12 protein-coding genes are annotated in these 19878 nt (G+C 41.8%); all 12 read left to right on the top strand.

Features of this window, described 5'->3' with window-relative positions:
* A partial coding sequence (locus tag Q1W14_RS05555; protein ID WP_300699797.1) for a SusC/RagA family TonB-linked outer membrane protein occupies positions 1-1788 on the top strand: 1788 nt, incomplete at its 5' end.
* A 30-nt stretch (positions 1789-1818) separates the two neighbouring features.
* On the top strand, positions 1819-3684 hold the full coding sequence (locus Q1W14_RS05550; protein WP_300699796.1) for a RagB/SusD family nutrient uptake outer membrane protein: 1866 nt from the start codon (positions 1819-1821) through the stop codon (positions 3682-3684).
* A 45-nt stretch (positions 3685-3729) separates the two neighbouring features.
* Complete coding sequence (locus tag Q1W14_RS05545; protein ID WP_300699795.1) at positions 3730-5163, top strand: beta-galactosidase; 1434 nt, start codon at positions 3730-3732, stop codon at positions 5161-5163.
* A complete protein-coding gene (locus tag Q1W14_RS05540) occupies positions 5163-6830 on the top strand; it encodes a sodium transporter (RefSeq protein ID WP_300699794.1) in 1668 nt (555 codons plus the stop codon). Before Q1W14_RS05545 ends, Q1W14_RS05540 begins: the two co-directional genes overlap by 1 nt.
* A gap of 4 nt (positions 6831-6834) precedes the next feature.
* Complete coding sequence (locus Q1W14_RS05535; protein ID WP_300699793.1) at positions 6835-7788, top strand: mannonate dehydratase; 954 nt, start codon at positions 6835-6837, stop codon at positions 7786-7788.
* 45 nt (positions 7789-7833) lie between these two features.
* Positions 7834-8559 (top strand): RraA family protein, encoded by a 726-nt coding sequence (locus Q1W14_RS05530; protein WP_300699792.1) that lies wholly within the window; start codon positions 7834-7836, stop codon positions 8557-8559.
* 3 nt (positions 8560-8562) lie between these two features.
* Positions 8563-9972 (top strand): glucuronate isomerase, encoded by a 1410-nt coding sequence (gene uxaC / locus Q1W14_RS05525; protein WP_300699791.1) that lies wholly within the window; start codon positions 8563-8565, stop codon positions 9970-9972.
* A gap of 14 nt (positions 9973-9986) precedes the next feature.
* On the top strand, positions 9987-10823 hold the full coding sequence (locus Q1W14_RS05520) for an SDR family NAD(P)-dependent oxidoreductase (RefSeq protein ID WP_300699790.1): 837 nt from the start codon (positions 9987-9989) through the stop codon (positions 10821-10823).
* Positions 10824-10930: 107 nt separating this feature from the next.
* Positions 10931-12889 carry a LamG domain-containing protein gene (locus Q1W14_RS05515; protein WP_300699789.1) on the top strand — a complete coding sequence of 653 codons (1959 nt, stop codon included), beginning with the start codon at positions 10931-10933 and terminating at the stop codon, positions 12887-12889.
* Positions 12890-12992: 103 nt separating this feature from the next.
* Positions 12993-15578: a glycoside hydrolase family 3 C-terminal domain-containing protein gene (locus Q1W14_RS05510; RefSeq protein ID WP_300699788.1), complete on the top strand. Its 2586-nt coding sequence runs from the start codon at positions 12993-12995 to the stop codon at positions 15576-15578.
* A 21-nt stretch (positions 15579-15599) separates the two neighbouring features.
* On the top strand, positions 15600-17807 hold the full coding sequence (locus Q1W14_RS05505; protein WP_300699787.1) for a GH92 family glycosyl hydrolase: 2208 nt from the start codon (positions 15600-15602) through the stop codon (positions 17805-17807).
* Between the two features lie 7 nt (positions 17808-17814).
* Positions 17815-19809 carry a hypothetical protein gene (locus Q1W14_RS05500; RefSeq protein WP_300699786.1) on the top strand — a complete coding sequence of 665 codons (1995 nt, stop codon included), beginning with the start codon at positions 17815-17817 and terminating at the stop codon, positions 19807-19809.
* Positions 19810-19878: the final 69 nt, after the last annotated feature.

The raw sequence follows: 19878 nt of genomic DNA, 5'->3' as shown, positions 1-19878 counted from the left end.
ATCAACAAAACGTTTTATAGCCAAAAAGAATTTAATAATCGGATAGACGATTTTGCTGACGGGCGCGATAATACAATCCTGCCACCCAATGAACCCTATTCTACTTACCGCTTCCAAAAATCCAGTACGGATTATGATGCTTTGAACTTGTTTGCAACTTATAACAAGAAAATCAATGACCATGAGTTTACGGTGACGGGAGGTATAAATATGGAAAAATATTACAACGAAAACCTGGCTGCTTCACGTGGTAATATGATAAACGATGAATTACCGGCTTTAGGTTTGGCTACTAATGTTCCTTCTGTTAGTGATGCATATACGGAAAATGCTATTTTCGGTACTTTCTATCGTGTAAATTATTCTTTTAAAGATCGTTATTTATTGGAGGCTTCAGGACGTTATGACGGATCATCCAAATTTCCGGAAGGACATCGTTTTGGTTTTTTCCCTTCCTTCTCCGCAGGTTGGCGTATTAATCAGGAGGCTTTTTTAAGGAATGTGAGTTTCCTTTCTAACCTGAAATTCAGAGCGTCTTGGGGTAGTATCGGTAATCAAAACATTTCGGAATACCAATATCTGCCGACTATGACTTCAGAAAAAGCCAACTGGGGTGTTGACGGCGATAAACCTCTGACTTTGAATACTCCATCCTTGGTTCGTGCCAATTTTTCTTGGGAAGAAGTTCGTACTACTAATGTTGGTTTTGATTGGGGATTCTTTAATGATCGCTTGACTGGTAGCTTTGATGTTTTCCGTCGCGAGACGTTGGATATGCTAGGTCCCGGACCGGATTATCCGACAACTTTGGGAGCTGCTTCACCTTTGCAGAATGCAGCTGACATGCGAACTGACGGTTGGGAGCTTCAATTGAATTGGCGTGACAAGATAGGTGAGGTTTCTTATGCCATCGGTTTTAATCTTAGTGATGCGAAATCAAAGATTACAAAATTTAATAATCCTACCAAGAGTTTAAGTATGACTTATTTGAAAAATACTTATTATGAAGGGATGGAACTGGGTGAAATCTGGGGTTACGTGAGTGACCGACTTTATACGGTGGATGATTTTGTGGAAGGTACTCTAAAAACTACTGGTGATGGCAAATTGTCCGGCGGTACCTTAAAAGACGGTGTTCCTCGTTTTGAAGGCTGTAATCCTAATCCGGGTGATATGCTTTTTAAATATGCCGATGAGAATGGACTGATTTGGAAATCGGACAACACGGCTGATAATCCGGGCTCACGCCGCATTATTGGTAATAATACTCCTCGCTATACGTTCGGCATTAATGGTAATGTATCTTGGAAAGGATTTAATCTTTCGTTCTTGTTGCAAGGCGTTGGTAAACGTGATCTTTGGCTTTGGAATAGTTTAACAGCTCCTTTTACCAGTGGTGGTACTGAATATTCGTTCTACGCCCACCTGCTGGATTACTGGAGCCCGGAACATCAGAATGCCTATTTTGCCCGCAGATATGAGGGAGGCTATGGAGCTAATTCCGGAGCCAATAATCAGGTGCAAACCCGTTATTTGCTTGATGCCTCCTATCTGGATCTCAAGAGTGTAGTTTTTTCCTACAGCATTCCCAAGACTTTGTTGCAAAAGGCAGGTATCGGCTCTATGTCTGTATTTGTCAGCGGTGAGAATCTTCTTTCCTTCAACCACATGCCTGATGGGATTCACCCTGATAGTAAGTCTCGTGGCTCTAGCGATGGTGTAACGACGGGAGGACTGACATATCCGATGATGAGAAAGTTTACATTCGGAATAAATGTATCGTTTTAATCTATTTTATCCATTCAATTCACTAGAAGTATGAAAAAATACATAATATTATTTCTATTTTGTAGTATTATATTGAGCTCTTGTAATGATTTATTTAATATTGAGCCTAAAGATAAACTGACTACTACTACGTCATTTAAAACATATGACAATTTCAAGACTTACAATTGGGGACTTTATGAGATTTTCAATGGAGATGCCACCGATGTTTGGGATAAGGATAAGAACTCACATCTGATGGTAAACAATAATTCTTCCAACAGTAATGTATGGGCTTACCAAAATGTGACTGAGGCAACTGAGAATTCAGAATGGAACTTTGAGTATATCCGTCGTGTCAATACCATGATTGATAATATTGATGGTTCCGAAATGAGTGAAACTGAAAAGGCGCATTGGCGCAGTGTAGGGCTTTTTTTCCGTTCCTTTCGTTATTTCCAGTTATTGTCCAAGTATGGCGGTGTGCCTTGGATAGAACATGTGCTCGGTGAAAACGATACGGAAGTACTCTATGGTCCTCGTGCTACTCGCGATGAAGTGGCTGCCAATATTTTGCGTGATTTGGAAGAGGCTGAGAAAAATATTAAGCCTGCCGGAGACGGTAACAATACTATTAATCAGAAAGTGGTGCAGGCCTTGATTTCCCGTTTTGCTATTTTCGAAGGAACTTGGCGCAAATATCACGGCCTGAATGATGCAGAAAAATACCTGCAAGTTTGTGCTGATTATTCAAAGAAGCTAATGGATGCAGTTCCTAACGTTGCTGACAATTATGAGTTACTCTTTACTTCCGAAAGTCTAGCCGGAATGCCTGGTGTATTATTGTATTTTGAATATTCAGACCAAGCAGGGCTGACTCATCAGGGTGGGCGACAAGCTGGTTCCTCTGGTAATATATATGAGGGAACAAAAGAGTTGGTGAACCTATACTTGTGTAGTGATGGTAAGCCTATTGGTAACAGTGAACAGTATAAAGGGGATGCCACAGTATATGACGAGTTCCGTAACCGAGATTACCGTTTGTATTATACTATTGTACCTCCCTTCCGGGTGAAGGTGAATGGTAATAACGATACGAATTGGAAACGTTATCAGCCGGGTGAAACTGTTACCTTTGGCGCTAGTACTTATGTTTTGACAGAAGAAGATTGCCAAAAGTTCACTGAAAATATTGATCTGCTGGAAAGAATATCCGAATCTGGTCATAAGCGTTTGCCTAGTCGTGCATGGAATGCTTCTACACTCAATGGTTCCGCACCGCGTTTCAGACCTTATTCTCAAGGAGGTGGTACTCCATTTACAGGGCGTTTTGGTTATTGGTTTTGGAAGTATTACAATGAGGCCGACTGTCTTACCAAGCATGCACAAAACACTACTGACATGGCTCGTTTCCGCATAGAGGAAACTATGCTAAACTATGCTGAAGCTATGTGTGAATTGGGGAAATTTGATCAAGAAGTGGCTAATTTGACTATCAATAAGCTGCGCCCACGTGCCAATGTTGCTCTCATGAAGGTGGCTGATATCAATGATAGCTTTGATCCCAATAGAGACCAGACAGTTCCGGCATTATTGTGGGAGATCCGTCGTGAGCGTTCTGTGGAACTATTGGGTGAAAATTTTGCTTTCGATGATCTCCGTCGTTGGAAAAAGGGTGACTACCTGAAGAAGGAGTTGACCGGATGCTGGGTGAAGAATGCTGACTATAACAACACCTTAGAGATAAAGGGATATGGTACCGTGGAAGGTAGTGCTGACAAAGAGGGGTATGTTGTTTTCCGTCAGCAGCCGAAGGGATTTTTGGATCATTATTATCTTTATCCTATTCCTATTAAAGAGTTGGTGTTGAATCCGCAGTTGAAACAAAATCCAGGCTATAAAGAAACTGCAGATTAGTAAAAAAAATATATTTGAGGTAAAATTTGTTTGGGTAATAAAATTATGAGAAGTAGATTCTTATTTATTGTTGGAATACTTTACCTTGCAGCATCACAGCTGCAAGGGCAAGTTTCCTATCTCTCACTAAAAGTAGAGGGTGACTATCGTCCTATGGGGCAGTTGATTCCGAAAACTGTAAAGGAAATCAACGCTGAGAACCTTACTGTAGGTTGTGAAGTTTTAGACAGGGACTATACTGACTATGACGAGTATAAAACTTATCTTCCGGGATTAGGGATGAAGAAAATACGCCTGCAAGCCGGATGGGCAAAGACCGAAAAGCAGAAAGGTGTATATGACTTTGCTTGGCTGGATCACATCATAGATGATGCCTTGTCACGTGGTTTACAAGTATGGTTGCAAACCTCTTATGGTAATCCCATTTATCAAGGAGGAGGAACGATAAACTTGGGTGGAGGAATGCCTAAGTCTGAAGAGGCCAAACAAGCTTGGAATAAATGGGTGGAGGCTATGGCTACACGCTATTTGAGCAAAGTACACGAGTGGGAAATATGGAACGAACCGGATTTGAGTGAAAATATTCCTGCCGAAGATATTGTTGACATGAATATTCGTACAGCTGAGGTTATTAAAAAAGTAGATCCGAAAGCACGTATTGCCGGATTCGCATTCTGTACACTTAATGGTAAGTTATTGGAGGATTGCCTCAAGCTAGTAAAAAAGGAGGGAAAACTAAATCTATTCCATTGGATTTCTTACCATGGTTACGAGTATCGTCCGGAGAATTCCTATAAGGCAGTGATGAACTTCCGTCAAATAATTGATAAATATGCTCCTGGTATTCAACTGCGACAAGGTGAAAATGGTGCTCCGTCGAAAGGACACATGGGTGGCGCACTTGATAATTATGACTGGACTGAAATTTCACAAGCTAAATGGGACTTGCGCCGACTATTGGGCGATCATGGACATGGGGTGGAAACAAGTGTTTTCTCTATTATTGATATGGCCTATCCTACGGGGCTGAACAAGTATGTCGCTAAACTCAATGTGAAGGGTTTGATTCAGTCTAATGGAGAGAAAAAAGCTCTCCGTACGAAACTTGCTTATAAGGCTGTGCAGCATTTTGCTACACTATTTGATAATTTCTCCGATCGAATCACTTCATATCAAATGAATTGTGGAGGTGGAGAAGACACCTTTGCTCATAATCTCTATCGGAATGCGGATGGTGCCTATAGCTTCCTTATATGGAATCAGAGCGAAGCTCCGCGTAACGACAACGAATTTCAATACAAGGATGTGACTCTCACCGGGTGTAACTTTACACAGCCGGTATGGGTGGATTTACTTACAGGTTGGATTTTCGAGATTCCTGTATCGGCATATTCAAAGCAAGGCAACAATTTCATTCTGCGTGGTGTACCTGTATATGATTCTCCGATAGTAATCATTGAAAAAAATGCTTTGAACTGATGGATACTTTGATGCATCTTCAACAACTGGATTACATCGCTGTGGGCATTTATATCTTGCTTATGGGGGTGATAGGGCTTTCTTTTGGCTGGTTAGTCAAGGATGTTGGCTCTTATTTTAAGGGTGGAGGCGCTATTCCTTGGTTAATGGCCACCATTACGAACTTCATGGGATTGTTTAGCACTTTTGTGTTTGTGGCTTATGCCGGTATAGCTTATGAATATGGATTGGTTTCCATTACAGTGTTTTGGACAACTGTGCCGGCTTGCATTATAGCAGGAATTTGCTTTGGCAAACGATGGAGGCGAACAGGTCATACTACACCGGTAGAGTATCTGGAACAGCGTTATGGATATTCGGTACGCAAGTTGGTGACATGGATGGGGTTGGTAATGCGTTTTTTGGATAATATGGTAAGGCTCTATGCCATCGGAGTATTTATCACCGTAGTTACACCTTTGTCGTTGGAATGGGCTATCGTGATTTCTGGTGTTATCGTGACGGCTTTTAATATTATTGGCGGTATTTGGACGGTAACTATTATGAGTACGGTGCAATTTGTTATCTTGATATTGGTTACAGGTATCCTCTTGCCTCTCACCATTGGTCACATTGGGGGAATAGATGTTTTGCATGATAAATTGCCTGCCAATATGACTTGGTTTAATGGGCCGAAGGGAGCTCCGTTATGGTTGATTGTTTATGCTATTATGACGGTTATAAAATACAATGAGAACTGGACATTTATTCAGAAGTTCTATTGTGTGCGCGATGAATCGGCAGCAAGAAAAGTGGGATTGGTTAGCGGTTTGCTGTTTTTTATATTTACTCCTATATTTTTGTTACCGGCCATTGCTTCACCACTTATAGTACCAGCTATCCCTGACCCGGAAATGTCATATGTGACTGTTTCTTCCATGTTGCTTCCAGTGGGAATTATGGGCGTTATGTTTTCTTCCATGTTCGCTGCTACCATGTCATCGCTTAATGCTGAGTATAACGTGATGGCAGGTGTACTTACGAACGATGTGTATTTTCGCATGATAAATTCCAAAGCAACTCCCCGAAAGTTACTCTTTGTAGCCCGTATTTCAACTTTATGCGTGGGTATCATTATCATTTTGGGAGCTATCGGTATTCGCAATTTCGGTGGAGCTTTTGAAGCTAATAAACTTTTTACAGGTATTTTAGCTATCCCTGTAGGAATTCCTTTGGTACTGGGGATTGTGTCACGCTATCCCAATAAGACTTCGGCTATTTATACTATTTTTATAGGCATAATTACTGGTATTGTTCTCAACATGCTGCCTTCTGTGTCTTGGGAAATGGCTACATTGATAGAGACGTCTTTATGTTTGCTTGTCTATTATTACCCTTCGTTGGTACGAAGTAAAAAGACAATGCCGGATGAAGAAAAGGCATTTTTTAGATTGGTGGAAACACCTATTCGTGAAGAAGATAAACCCGTTATTTCATCGCAATATATTCGTGCTCTGTTCTATCTTTTCATATTCTCTATGCTGGTGTCGGGAGTATTGTTCAGTGCTATCAGTATTCCTTCGATAGATACAACAGGTGGACGTTATGGTTTCTTGGCTGGCATTCTTTGCCTATTGGCAGCAGTAGTGATATTTATAGTATATAAGCTAAAAACTAAAAAGAAATAAAAAAATGAAGATTGCATGGTATTTACATACACTTCCCAGTGAAAAATGGCAAGTTGCTAAACAACTGGGAGTAGATTATGCGGTAGCAGCATTACCTCCCGAACGATATTACATGAAACCGTGGGATTTCAAGGCGATGCTTTATGCTAAACAGAGCCTGGCTGATGCAGGCTTGAAATTGGAGGTTATTGAGCCGGCGCCTCCCCATTATCATATCAAACTTGGTTTGCCCGGACGTGATCAGGAGATAGAAGTTTTTAAGAATGTATTACGTAATATGGCAGCTTTGGATATTCCCACACTTTGCTACAATTTCATGCCACAGTCGGGTTGGTATCGTACTAGCTTTTCTAAGAAAGGGCGTGGAGGTGCATTGGTTACTTGCTTTGATAATTCTTTGGTAGAGAAAGCACCTTTGCTTACTGAGGTCGGAGAATTGAGCGACGAGCAGATTTGGGATAACTACAAATATTTCATGGATCGGATATTGCCTGTGGCCGAGGAATGTAAAGTGCAATTAGCTCTTCATCCTGATGATCCTCCTGTACCTTCATTGCAAGGTGTGGCGCGAATTTTTCGCAGTGCAGAAAATATGGACAAAGCAATGCAACTTTTTCCTAGTGATTACAATGGGATAACTCTCTGTCAAGGCACCTTTGCTGCTATGGGGGAAAACATACCGCAAATCATTGAATATTTTGGTAGTCGTGGCAAGATTTTCTTTGTTCATTTCCGTGATATTCGTGGTACGGCCTCTTGCTTTGAGGAAACTTTTCACGATGAAGGAATGACTGATATGAAGGCATGTATTGAAGCTTACCGGAAAGTGGGCTTTGATGGGGTAGTACGTACTGACCATGCGCCTATTATGGCTGGTGAAGGAGGAGATAATCCTGCTTATGAAATGCTAGGGCATATTTTTGCAACCGGTTATTTGAAGGGGTTGCTTGAAGAATAAAATGATACAGACACAAAACAATTATATATATAAATATTTTAATTTATGGCAGATAAGAATTTAATGAAGCTTGATAAGCTTCGCGAGAAATTGGATAAGATAGAGACAACAGAGTTCCCTATTTCTGAGGCAGAACTTTGTGACCGTTATGAGAAATTGTATACCGGAGCGGTAAATGATGTGTTACGTGAAGCTACCTTCATGGATCAGGCATTACCTATAAACATTCTACCGCTTAAATTTGAGATGGTATCTTGTGGTATTGCTTTCACTGTCCGTAGTAATCCTGATCCGACAGTGGGGGGGGAAATGGAGATCCGTGCTAAGATGCTTGACGATATGCCCTGTAATAGTTGCGTGGTGTGGGATGCGGGTGAAGAAACGGAAGCTGCTCATTGGGGTGAAGTGATGACTGCATCGGCTATTGCCCGCGGTGCACGTTGTGCTGTAGTAAATGGTGGTTTGCGTGACACTCGCAAGGTATTGGGGCAGAATTTCCCAGTCTTCTATCGCTATCGTAGCTCTAATGGTTCGCTGGGGCGTACTAAGATTACGGGCTATAACATTCCTGTACGTATAGGTAAGGTTTATATCAAGCCGGGTGATGTTATCTTTGGTGACGTCGACGGAGTGGTTGTCATTCCTCGTACTATTGCTTACGATGTATTGGTACGTGCTGAAGAAATCAATGCTAATGAGAGAGAAATGCGTGGTTGGGTGCATCCCGGTTTTTCAGCTGTAGAAATGATTAATAATGGAGGCTATTTCTAGACAATGAAAGCTACATTTTTGACAGAAGATTTCTTGTTGCATACAGATGCTGCCCGTGAACTGTATCATCTGTATGCAGAAAATCTTCCCATTATAGATTACCATAATCATTTAGATCCCATAGCATTGGCAACAAACCAATGCTATGGTAATTTAGCCGAGCTGTGGGTGACGCATGATCCTTACAAGCACCGTGCTATGCGTATTAATGGTATTCCGGAAGATTGTATAACAGGTAAAACTTCATCTAAGACAAAGTACGAAGCATGGGCACGTACTTGTCCTGATGTGGTAGGAAATCCACTTTATCATTGGTCTGCTTTGGAACTAAAACGCATTTTCCATATTGACGATCTGCTCGCACTTGATACGGCTGAGGACATATATCAGCATTGTAATGTCTTATTACAGCAGAAAGAATATAGCACTTTAGGTATTCTTAGCAAGTGGAATGTTGAAATAGTTTGTACCTCTGACGACTTACTGGATAATGTGTCACTGCATCGTACGGCTTCTGAACGTGCAGCTGCTTTAAAAGTACTACCTTCCTTACGTGCCGATTCCATTCTGGCTTTTGGAACTCCAGGCTTTAAGTTGTGGGTGGATCGATTGGGGCAGACTACTTCTATCAATTCATTGGACGATTATTTGTATGCTTTGCACCTGCATCTGGATATGTTCGATGAAGCAGGTTGTCAATTGGCTGATCATGCCCTTGACAATGGGTTTGCTTTTCTTTTGCCCGATGTTAATGAGGCTTCACATATCTTCTCTGCTTATTTGCAGAACGGTGATATTGGCACTGCCGATCAAGTGAAGTTACGCTCTTTTGTTCTGTTAAAGTTGGCGAAGGAGTATGCTGCTCGTGGGTGGGTAATGCAATTACATATAGGTGCTGAACGTTATACTACTAGCCGTCTGCGCCGTTTATGCGGTCCGGCTGGCGGATATGCTACAATAGGTAATGTATGCGATATTCGTAGCTTGTGTGACTTTTTGGATAGTGCCGAGTCCGTCGATAGTATGCCTAAAACTATAATTTATACGCTCAATCCGGCAGATAATGCAGCCTTTGCTACACTTACAGGTTCTTTTACAGGTGATGGAGTGGCGGGGAAATTGCAATTTGGTCCGGCTTGGTGGTACAATGACCATAAAGAAGGAATTGAAGGTCATTTTCGTGCTTTGTCCAGTTATGGCTTGTTAAGTCGCTTTATTGGTATGACTACTGACTCACGTAGTATTCTTTCTTTTTCACGTCACGAGTATTTCCGCCGTATACTTTGTGGGTATATTGGCGAACAAGTGGAAAAGGGAGAACTCCCCAATGATATGGTATTGCTGGGGGAAATTGTGAAGAATATTTCATATAATAATGTTTATAATTGGTGTTTTAATAAGAAATCAAACTAAAAAGCGAAATAATTATGGAAACAAAAAATAGAGTAGCAGTAGTTACAGGTGCTGGTGGAACACTTTGTTCAGCTATGGCGATTGACCTTGCAACGCAGGGATATAAAGTGGTACTTGTTGGACGTAGCATGGATAAATTGAAAGTAACGGAGGAACTAATAAAAGCCCAAGGAGGTATTTGCGTATGTCTGACAGCTGATGTGAAGAATCTGGAACAGGTCAAAACATTGCGCCGGGAAGTGTTACGTGTCTATGGTCGTTGTAGTGTGCTGATTAACGGGGCAGGTGGCAACCAACCCGATGCTGTAACTACTATCAATCATTATGATCCGGCGGAATTGACCGAAAAGCATACAGAGCGTGGCTTCTTTAATCTTGATATGGATCGTTTTCACGATGTGATAAATGTAAATATAATGGGTACGGTTATTCCATGTCAGGAGTTTGCCCGCGACATGATAGAAGAAGGGGGAGGTGTCATCATTAATTTTGCTTCGATGAATACTTATCGTCCGTTGTCACGTATCCCGGCTTATGCATTGAGCAAGGCAGGTATTTCTAATTTTACTCAATGGCTGGCTGCTTATTTGGCTCCTGCTCACATTCGTGTGAATGCTATCGCGCCTGGTTTCTTCTTGAATGACCGTAGCCGTAAATTGTTGCTTACTGCTGATGGTGGATACTCGGAACGGGGTGCTAACATTATACGTCAAACACCCATGAAAAAATTCGGCGAGGCTAGTGAACTGTTAGGTTGTATGAATTGGTTGATTGATGATGAGAAAGCTAGTTTCGTAACTGGTATTACAGTACCGATTGATGGAGGTTTTCTTTCTGATGCCGGCTTGTAAAAAGTTTGACTTTTACTTCGCTTTGAGTTAATATTTTAAAGTGAAAGCTTGTGCCGATGAATAAGGGATGTTCTGTAGAATACTGATAACTATAAAATAGAATACTTATGAAACTTTTGTTATTGCTGCTTTTACTGGGTATACAATCTGTTAAAGGTATAATACTTGCACAACAGTACGTTCTGGTAGGGGGCACGGATAAAGTTCCTGTCTATTTTAATGGTTATACCGATGAGAAAGAGGTTGAAAATCCATTTCAAATACAGAAAAGTTTTAGCATTGAAGGTTGGATTGCTCCCACAGAATATTCATATAATATTTCTGCTATTGTAAATCGCCAATACAAGTTTCAACGTGGTTTTCTTTTGGGTATCAATCATGTTGGAAAGTTGGTGGGAGCCTTGTCAGCAGGTGGCAGGTGGTATTCTTGCGAATCATTGGAAACTATACCTTTATTGAAGTGGACACATATTGCATTGGTATATACTGACGGTGAAGGAATAGAGTTATATATAAATGGTAAGACTACGGCAAGGCTTCCTGTTCATGGCATTTTAGATTCGTATTTGGAGGGCGATATCCTTATAGGAAGAACCCAAGAAAAAATGTCTCCAGCTTACACTGAACGTAAAACTAGTACAATGGAAAAGACATGGATGCGGTACAACGGGCTGATAGAAGAATTAAAAATAATAGGCAAGGCTTTGTCAATAAGCGAAATACATGATTCTTCGAACCGTAAAATGAAGGCAGTTGGAACGATGGATTTTCCAAAATTCCCCGGTTCGGACATATCCGCAGGAACCTTTGGGGCATTCTATACAAGATTGAGGTATACTGACGGTTGGGAAAAAACATGGCGTGTAGGTGACTATCCTGATGTTGTAGTTCGTTTTCCTGATAACTCCATCAAGTATATTTTCTGGCGTGGTACAGGATATATCCCTGCTGTAGTGACTGAAAATAACATTTGGATGACAGATCAAAGTGTGGAAAACTTTTCAACCGGTGAATGTTATGAAGCAATGGGAGATAAGCAGTGTCGGTATTCGCATGTACGTATTTTGGAGTCTACATCGGCTCGTTGTATTGTTCATTGGCGCTATGCCTTGACAAATATCAATCATCAGATCTATGCGGAAGATGAAACTGGATGGGGAAACTGGGTTGATGAGTATTGGACTATATACCCTGATGGTGTAGCGGTACGTAAACAAATTCTATATTCTCCTGAATATATTGCAAGTCCGAATGGTTTCCAATTTCAGGAAACGATATTCTTTAACCATCCGGGTACTCGTCCTCAAGATAATATTGAAATGGATGCGATTTCTTTTTGTGATATGGAAGGGAATGTGGTTACTTATAATTGGGAACAGGGACCGCCTGAAAAGTTCGATAAGACTATGTTTGAACCTATACAGTGTGTGAATTTAAAATCAGAGTTTAAGCCTTTCTCGATATTTCATCCTAAGCGTACAGCGAAACCCTTTTTGTTCGGTTGGGTTGAAAACTATTCTACTTTTCCGTGTTGGAACCATTGGCCGGTTTCACAGATAAAAAGTGACGGAAGAAATGCTCCTGCACCAGATAGACCTTCACATTCTTCTTTGACGGAAACAGTTGGCAAGTCGCAGATTGTGGAATATGGATCGGATAATACCGTCGTTGCCAGGCAAATGCTTGGAATGACGGCAGCCTCTATAAAGTCATTACTTCCATTGGCTAAGTCGTGGAATTATGCAGCGGAACTAGAGTTGCAGACGGATGACTATCAATATTTGGGATACGATGTTTATCTACGGGCTTACAGTATAGAGCGGATAAGCGCATGCTGTAAACCTTTGGTATTCAACGTTTGCGCAACTCCCAATTCTCCGATATGTAACATTGCTTTTGAAGTGAAGCAATGGAATCGTTCTGATGCATCTATAAAGTTGAATGGTAGATGTTTAAAAGAAGGTAAAGACTATTTTCTTGGACATGTTTCAATGCTGGAAGGAGACAAACTGATAGTTTGGATATATTATTCCGGTAATGATAAAGTAGAGATATGTGTTGAATGAAAGCATAATTATTGTCGTAGGTACAGACTATGTGTATTAAAGAAAGTACGGTGAAACGATATTCTTACACCATTTTATAAGTTTTTATTCTATTTGTTTAATTATGAAAAGGATTATATTTGTATTACTACTGATATTGGGAGCCGTCTACAATTCGATGGCACAATATCAATATCTGTTTCAGGATCCCTCGAAAAGTGTGCAAGAACGTGCGGTCAATATTGTTTCTCTACTAACGTTAGACGAGAAGATAGGCCAAATGATGAATTATGCACCGGCTATTGAACGGCTGGGTATACCTGCTTATAACTGGTGGAATGAATGTTTGCACGGTATAGCTCGTTCACCTTATCGTGTCACTTCCTTTCCACAAGCCATCGGTATGGCAGCCACGTGGAATGCAGATGCTTTACTTCGAATGGCTCAGTACGCCTCGGACGAGGGACGTGCCATCTACAACGATGCTTCTTCTAAAGGAAAGACTGGAATTTATTTGGGGCTTACCTTTTGGAGTCCTAATGTAAATATCTTTCGGGATCCTCGTTGGGGAAGGGGGCAGGAAACTTACGGTGAAGATCCTTATTTAACCTCCCAACTAGGAGCAGCTTTTGTACACGGTTTGCAGGGTGACAATCCTCGTTATCTTAAAGCATCAGCTTGTGCCAAGCATTATGCTGTGCACAGTGGTCCAGAATGGAATAGAAGTTTTTTCAATGCTGAAGTTTCCAATCAAGATTTATGGGATACTTATTTACCTGCTTTTCAAAAACTAGTGGTGGATGCTGGCGTCAGTGGGGTAATGTGCGCCTATAATGCTCTATCTGGACAACCATGTTGTGGTAATGATCTGCTGATGATGGACATTTTGCGCAATAAGTGGGCTTTTACAGGCTATGTTACTTCAGACTGTGGTGGAATCAATCACTTTCATCTGCGTCACAAAACCCATCCCAACAAACAAAGTGCTGCTGCTGATGCTGTGTTGCATGGCACGGATTGTGAATGTTCCAGCAACGGAGCCTACCATGCGCTGAATTTGGCAGTAGCAGAAGGCTTGATTAAAGAAGAACAGATAGATACTTCGTTGCAACGTTTGTTTGAGATACGCTTGCACCTGGGTATGTTCGATCCCTTAGAGATGGTATCATATAGTAATATCACTACCGATGTATTAGAATGTGATGCTCACCGGGCTCATGCTTTGAAAATGGCACAAGAATCAGTCGTGTTACTGAAGAATGAGGGCAGCTTGTTGCCATTGGACAAGAAGCGTATTAGGAAAGTAGCTGTGATAGGTCCCAATGCTCTTTCCGAAACAGTGATGCTGGGTAACTATTTCGGACTTCCTACTGATACATGGTCGGTGATGGAAGGACTCAAGAAGAAGTTGGGTAATAACGTAGAGATTGTTTATGAACCGGGATGTGGCTATGTAGACAATCGAGTGTTCCGCTCGGCTTGGGATGCCGACTGTTTCTCTTATGAAGGAAAACGAGGACTACGTGCTGAATATTTTACCAATCCCTTGTTAAAGGGAAAGCCGCAACTTACAAAAATGGAACAATGTGTTAATTTTCAACATGGTGACGGTGAATACATTGCTGATGGCATTGTAGCCAATCAGATGTCGGTACGCTATTCGGCGGATTATATTCCCCGGCAGGACGGTGAAATGAGTTTCTCTCTTTCGGGTGATGATGGTTATCGATTATATGTTGATGGTGAACTTTGTGTAGATTCCCAAAAAGGTGACTTTTACTATACTTTTAAGGTGCAGAAAGGTAGAACGCATAGGTTGGTTATAGAATATTGGCAGTATGCCGATGTATGTGAATTACACTTCGATATGGGACGAATGTGGCATGCCAATGCTCACGAAACAGCACAAACTGTGCAAGATGCCGATGTTATTTTATTTGTTGGAGGTATTTCAGCTTCGCTTGAAGGAGAGGCGATGACCGTACATGCTGAAGGTTTCAAGGGAGGAGACCGTGTAACTATAGCTTTGCCTGCTGTACAGACGACCTTGCTCAAAGAACTGAAGGCTACCGGAAAGCCGGTAGTATTTATTATGCTAACCGGTAGTGCGATTGCAGTCGAATGGGAGGCGGAGAACTTACCCGCTATTGTAAATACATGGTATCCGGGGCAGGCGGGAGGATTGGCTATTGCTGATGTGCTGTTTGGCGATTATAATCCCGCTGGACGTTTACCGGTGACTTTCTATAAGAGTGAAACAGATTTGCCCGACTTTGAAGATTACAGTATGGACAATCGTACTTATCGCTATTTCAAAGGCAGTGTACGTTATCCGTTTGGTTACGGACTGAGCTACACATCATTTGCTTATGATAAGATGCATGTAAGTAAGAAAGGTGACGGCTATGAGGTGGAGGTGGAAGTGAAGAATATCGGTGATAGGGAGGGGGATGAAGTGGTGCAACTTTATGTATCAAATAGAAATGATAAGTTCAGAACGCCTATCCGCTCTCTGAAAGGTTTTAAACGTATTGGTCTTGCACCCAATGAGAGCCGCAGAATTTGCTTTGAGCTTGCTTCGGATGATCTGACATTGGTCGATGAGAACGGATATCGTGTTCCTATGAAAGGTGAACTCCTTGTGTCAGTGGGAGGAGGACAGCCTTTGGACGGAGTGCCTCACTGTATGGAGAGTATAAATTTGAAATAATAGAAATAAATTGTTTGAACTATGAGAATTTTCTTTTTCGCTGTTTGTGTAGTTGTGCTGGGATTGTATGGTTGTCAGTCCGGAAGTGCAGTGTATGAGCGGGTTGACTATGCCGATACCCAAATTGGCGTAATAGATACGCGTGCCAATAATTGTGTGATAGGTCCTCGCTTACCTTATGGTAGTATCTATCCTTCGCCCCAAACACCTAATGGAGGAATGGACGGTTATCATCCTGAGAGTCCTATTCGTGGTTTCGGTCAACTTCATGTCAGCGGAACCGGATGGGGAGCTTACGGCCATTTCTTGGTTTCACCACAAGTGGGAACATTGGTTGCGGACACAGCAGGGCATGATTCGCCTCATAGTGAGGATATTACTAGACCTTATTACTATAGTACTTTCCTGGATCGCTATCAAACGCAGGTAGAGATTGCTCCAGCTCATTACAGTGCCATGTATCGGTTTACCTTTCCGCAGTCGGACGAAGCAGGACTTTTGTTTGATGCTTCTCAAGCTATTCCAACGGATATTGAACGTTACATGAACGGAAAGGTGTTGGAAAGTTCGGCTCAGATTGACGTAGAAACCGGGAAAATACGTATGAAGATTACTTATCGGGGTGGATGGGTGAATGGTCCGTATAGCTTATATATGGTAGGACAGTATGATAAGAAAGCCTCAGAAGTGGGTGTATGGTGTGGCGATTCATTGCATGTAGGTCAGACAGTTATCCAAAGCGATACCTCATCACAAGGCAAACATGTAGGTGTCTATTGTAAATTTGATACTGACAAGAAGGAAAAGGTGCTCCTTAAACTGGCAATTTCGTTTACCGGTTATGATAGGGCGGAAGCTTTACTAGAGCAAGAAATTTCAAAATGGAGTTTTGAAGATGTGGAACAACAGGCTAAGCAGAAATGGGAAGAAAAGTTTCGCAGTATTGAGATTGAAGGGGCTACTAGAGAACAGAATGTGATGTTTTACTCAGCCATGTTCCGATTTTATACTTTGGCCAGCGATCGTAGTCTTGACTGTATCGATTGGGAGAAGGGTAAGCCATTTTGGGACGACAATTATGCCTTTTGGGATACATTCCGTAGTGCTTATCCTTTGTTGACATTGATTGATGAACCTATGATGCGCAATAACTTATTGGCCTTAATAGAGCGGTATAAGTTGAATGGTGTGGTATATGATGGTTTTATTGGCGGACGTGACCGGGTGGTCGAACAGGGTGGTAATGATGTGGATCATATCATTGTGGATGCTTGTTTGAAAGGCGTGGAAGGTGTAGATTGGAAAGAGGCTTACCGTATAGTGAAGCATAATGCTGATTGTAGACGGATAGGACATCACAATCAGAAAACAATAGGTGACAATTATGTCAAGTATAAAGAACTGGGGTGGATGCCCGAAGGGACTATGAGTACTTCACAAACTCTGGAGTTTGCCTATAACGATTATAGTGCTGCCCTTATGGCTCTGAAATTAGGAATGAAGGATGATTATGAAAGATACTCACAACGTAGCCACCAGTGGAGACAGTTATGGAATCCTAGTCTCGAAAGTCACGGTTTCAAGGGGTTCATCGATGCCCGTCGTTCCGATGGAGAGTTTGTTTTCTTCGAGCCTACACGTTACGGTGGTTCATGGACATTCCCTTTCTATGAAGCCACTTCATGGACTTACAGTTATTATACTCCGCATGATATGGATACGCTTATTTCCTTGATGGGAGGTGCGGATGCATTTGTAGAGCGGCTGAACTATGGATTTCAGAAGGGGTTGATAGATTACACCAATGAGCCGGGTTTCCTCACCACGCGTGCTTTTACACATGCAGGTCGTCCCGATTTGTCTTCCTATTGGGTACATGATGTAATGCGGAATGGCTATGATCTTACTGGTTATCCGGGCAACGATGATACAGGTTCCATGGCTTCTTGGTATGTATTTTGTTCTGTAGGGCTTTTCCCTAATGCCGGTCAGGAATATTATTACCTTAATGCACCGCTTTACAGCAAGACTACACTGCATTTGTCCGGAGGGAAAAATTTGGTAATTACTGCCAATGCTTCGGAAAAGAACATTTATATAAAATCGTGTAAAGTAAATGGTAAACCTTGGAACAAGGCTATCATAGAGCATAGTGAGATCGCTGGTGGTGGAACGATAGAAATGGAATTGAGTGATGTACCTACTGAGTGGGGGAAAGATTTTAAATAATTGGAATATGATGAATGTTAGATGGCAGGTTATGTATCTGATGTTGCTGTGTTTGGTACAATGTACGGATGTGTTTGCCCAACGACTAGCCAAAGATGCGGTACCGTTTGTGGGGGCACAAGTATTTATTGAGCCGGGACAGACATCTACACAAATTGATGGTTGGTTTAGGACTATGGCGGAGAATGATATGACGATGTGCCGTATCCGAATGTTTGAATCCTATATGAAGCAGTCTGATGGTAGCTGGGATTTTTCATTATTCGATATGGCTTTTCAATCTGCTGCCCGACATGGGGTAAAGGTCTATGCAACTCTTTTTCCTGCTACAGAGAAAACGGATATTGGTGGATGGAAATTCCCGGCTAATGATGAGCAGAAAGCCTCTTTTGTCTCATTTATTAAAGCATTGGTGACACACTACAAGGAATTCCCGGCTTTGGCAGGATGGGTCATTATTAATGAACCGGGCACAGACGGTAACTATCCTCGTACGGAGTTTGCAGAAAAAGCACGAACACAGTGGAATAAATTGCATCCTGAATGTGATTATAAGGAAAATGGCTTTCCGGTGCTGATGACTGTTCGTAACCAGCAGTTTATTCAAGATTTTACTACTGATTTCTTGAAATACATTGCGTTGGAAATAAAAAAATATGATGATACTCACGATGTACATGTCAATCCGGCAGGAGTATTTGTTAATTATGGAGAATATAACTTCCCGGTATGGCGTGATTTCTTGAGCAGTTTGGGAGGTTCGGCTCATCCTTCTTGGCATTTTGGTTATTTCTCACGCAGGCAATATTCGTTGGCTATGTTGGCTTTGTCTGAATTGTTGCGTTCGGGAGCTGGAACACTACCTTGGTTCATGACTGAAATCCAAGGGGGAAATAATACCTATAGTGGAGTACAGGCGCTATGTCCTACAGCTGATGAAATTACTCAGTGGCTGTGGACGGTGTTGGGGTGCGAAGGTAAAGGAAGTATCTTTTGGATGCTTAATGCACGTAGCTCTGGCATTGAGGCAGGAGAGTGGGCTATGATAGATTTTCAGGGAAAGCCGTCAGAACGTCTACAGGCAGCTAAACAAGTATCTGAAGTTGTCAATCGGCATTCTGCCCTTTTTCGTTCACCCCGTATCATACCTTCCGGTATTGATGTGGTTTATCTTAAAGAATCCTTATGGGCTGAAAATCTGATGGGACGCAAGCAAGATAAATATCAGGGAAGAATGCACGGTGCGGTCATTAAGTCACCCATAGCTTGCTTCAAGGCGCTTACGGAACGTGGATTGAATGTGGGCTTGAAAGCTATTGATGAGTACGACTTTTCACAGGCTGACCATACGGGACGCTCCATTATCCTTTCCAATCAGATTGCTATTCCTACTTTTTACAAACAACGGTTAGAACATTTTGTAGCTCAGGGTGGCACACTCTTCGTTGAGGGGCTTACCGCCTTCTTTGATGAGGAACTGCATAATACTATGAATACAGGTTTTACTTTTGAGAAGCTCTTTGGTTGTAATATTTCCGAATTCATCCTTCAAGACAATCTCTTTACTATTACTATAGGAGAATATGTATTACCTACTCATTTGTGGCAAGGTAAGATATGCGGTGAAACGTTGCCGGTACATACGCATTCCTTTGGTAGGGGAAAAGTAGTGTGGTGTCCGTCAAATATTGCTTTAGGGGCATGGGTGTCAGATAATTATAAACCATTGTCCGATTATCTGTATGAATTGCTTCCCAAGTCAGCCGATGCCATTGCTTTCAGCAGTTATCAGTCTGATGTATTATTACGTACGTTGAAATCGGGAAATGCGACGCTGCTGGTTTGTATTAATAAGTCTACTGAAATACGCAAGATAGTATTGTCTGGTCCACAGTGTTTACTATCTGCCCGTTGTTTACCTATCTATGCTTCGGCTGGTTGCTCTGCTGAGGGAGGAGTACTTACGATGACTCCTGAAGGGGTGCTGGTGCTAAAATGGTGATATGTTTTTATCGTGCGTAAGACTATATGATGAGTATCTTTTTGAGCATCTTCGATTTATTCTAATTAA

The organism is Bacteroides sp. (assembly GCF_030151085.1).
In the GTDB taxonomy this organism is placed as follows: Bacteria; Bacteroidota; Bacteroidia; order Bacteroidales; family Bacteroidaceae; genus Bacteroides.
The sequence above is the reverse complement of the archived record's forward strand: the minus strand, read 5'-3'. Positions and strand labels throughout refer to the sequence as shown.

Excerpts from the sequence above, each read along its gene's own strand:
- Q1W14_RS05550 (WP_300699796.1), top strand. The coding sequence starts at position 1,819 with ATGAAAAAATACATAATATTATTTCTATTTTGTAGTATTATATTGAGC.
- Q1W14_RS05545 (WP_300699795.1), top strand. The coding sequence starts at position 3,730 with ATGAGAAGTAGATTCTTATTTATTGTTGGAATACTTTACCTTGCAGCA.
- Q1W14_RS05540 (WP_300699794.1), top strand. The coding sequence starts at position 5,163 with ATGGATACTTTGATGCATCTTCAACAACTGGATTACATCGCTGTGGGC.
- Q1W14_RS05535 (WP_300699793.1), top strand. The coding sequence starts at position 6,835 with ATGAAGATTGCATGGTATTTACATACACTTCCCAGTGAAAAATGGCAA.
- Q1W14_RS05530 (WP_300699792.1), top strand. The coding sequence starts at position 7,834 with ATGGCAGATAAGAATTTAATGAAGCTTGATAAGCTTCGCGAGAAATTG.
- uxaC (WP_300699791.1), top strand. The coding sequence starts at position 8,563 with ATGAAAGCTACATTTTTGACAGAAGATTTCTTGTTGCATACAGATGCT.
- Q1W14_RS05520 (WP_300699790.1), top strand. The coding sequence starts at position 9,987 with ATGGAAACAAAAAATAGAGTAGCAGTAGTTACAGGTGCTGGTGGAACA.
- Q1W14_RS05515 (WP_300699789.1), top strand. The coding sequence starts at position 10,931 with ATGAAACTTTTGTTATTGCTGCTTTTACTGGGTATACAATCTGTTAAA.
- Q1W14_RS05510 (WP_300699788.1), top strand. The coding sequence starts at position 12,993 with ATGAAAAGGATTATATTTGTATTACTACTGATATTGGGAGCCGTCTAC.
- Q1W14_RS05505 (WP_300699787.1), top strand. The coding sequence starts at position 15,600 with ATGAGAATTTTCTTTTTCGCTGTTTGTGTAGTTGTGCTGGGATTGTAT.
- Q1W14_RS05500 (WP_300699786.1), top strand. The coding sequence starts at position 17,815 with ATGATGAATGTTAGATGGCAGGTTATGTATCTGATGTTGCTGTGTTTG.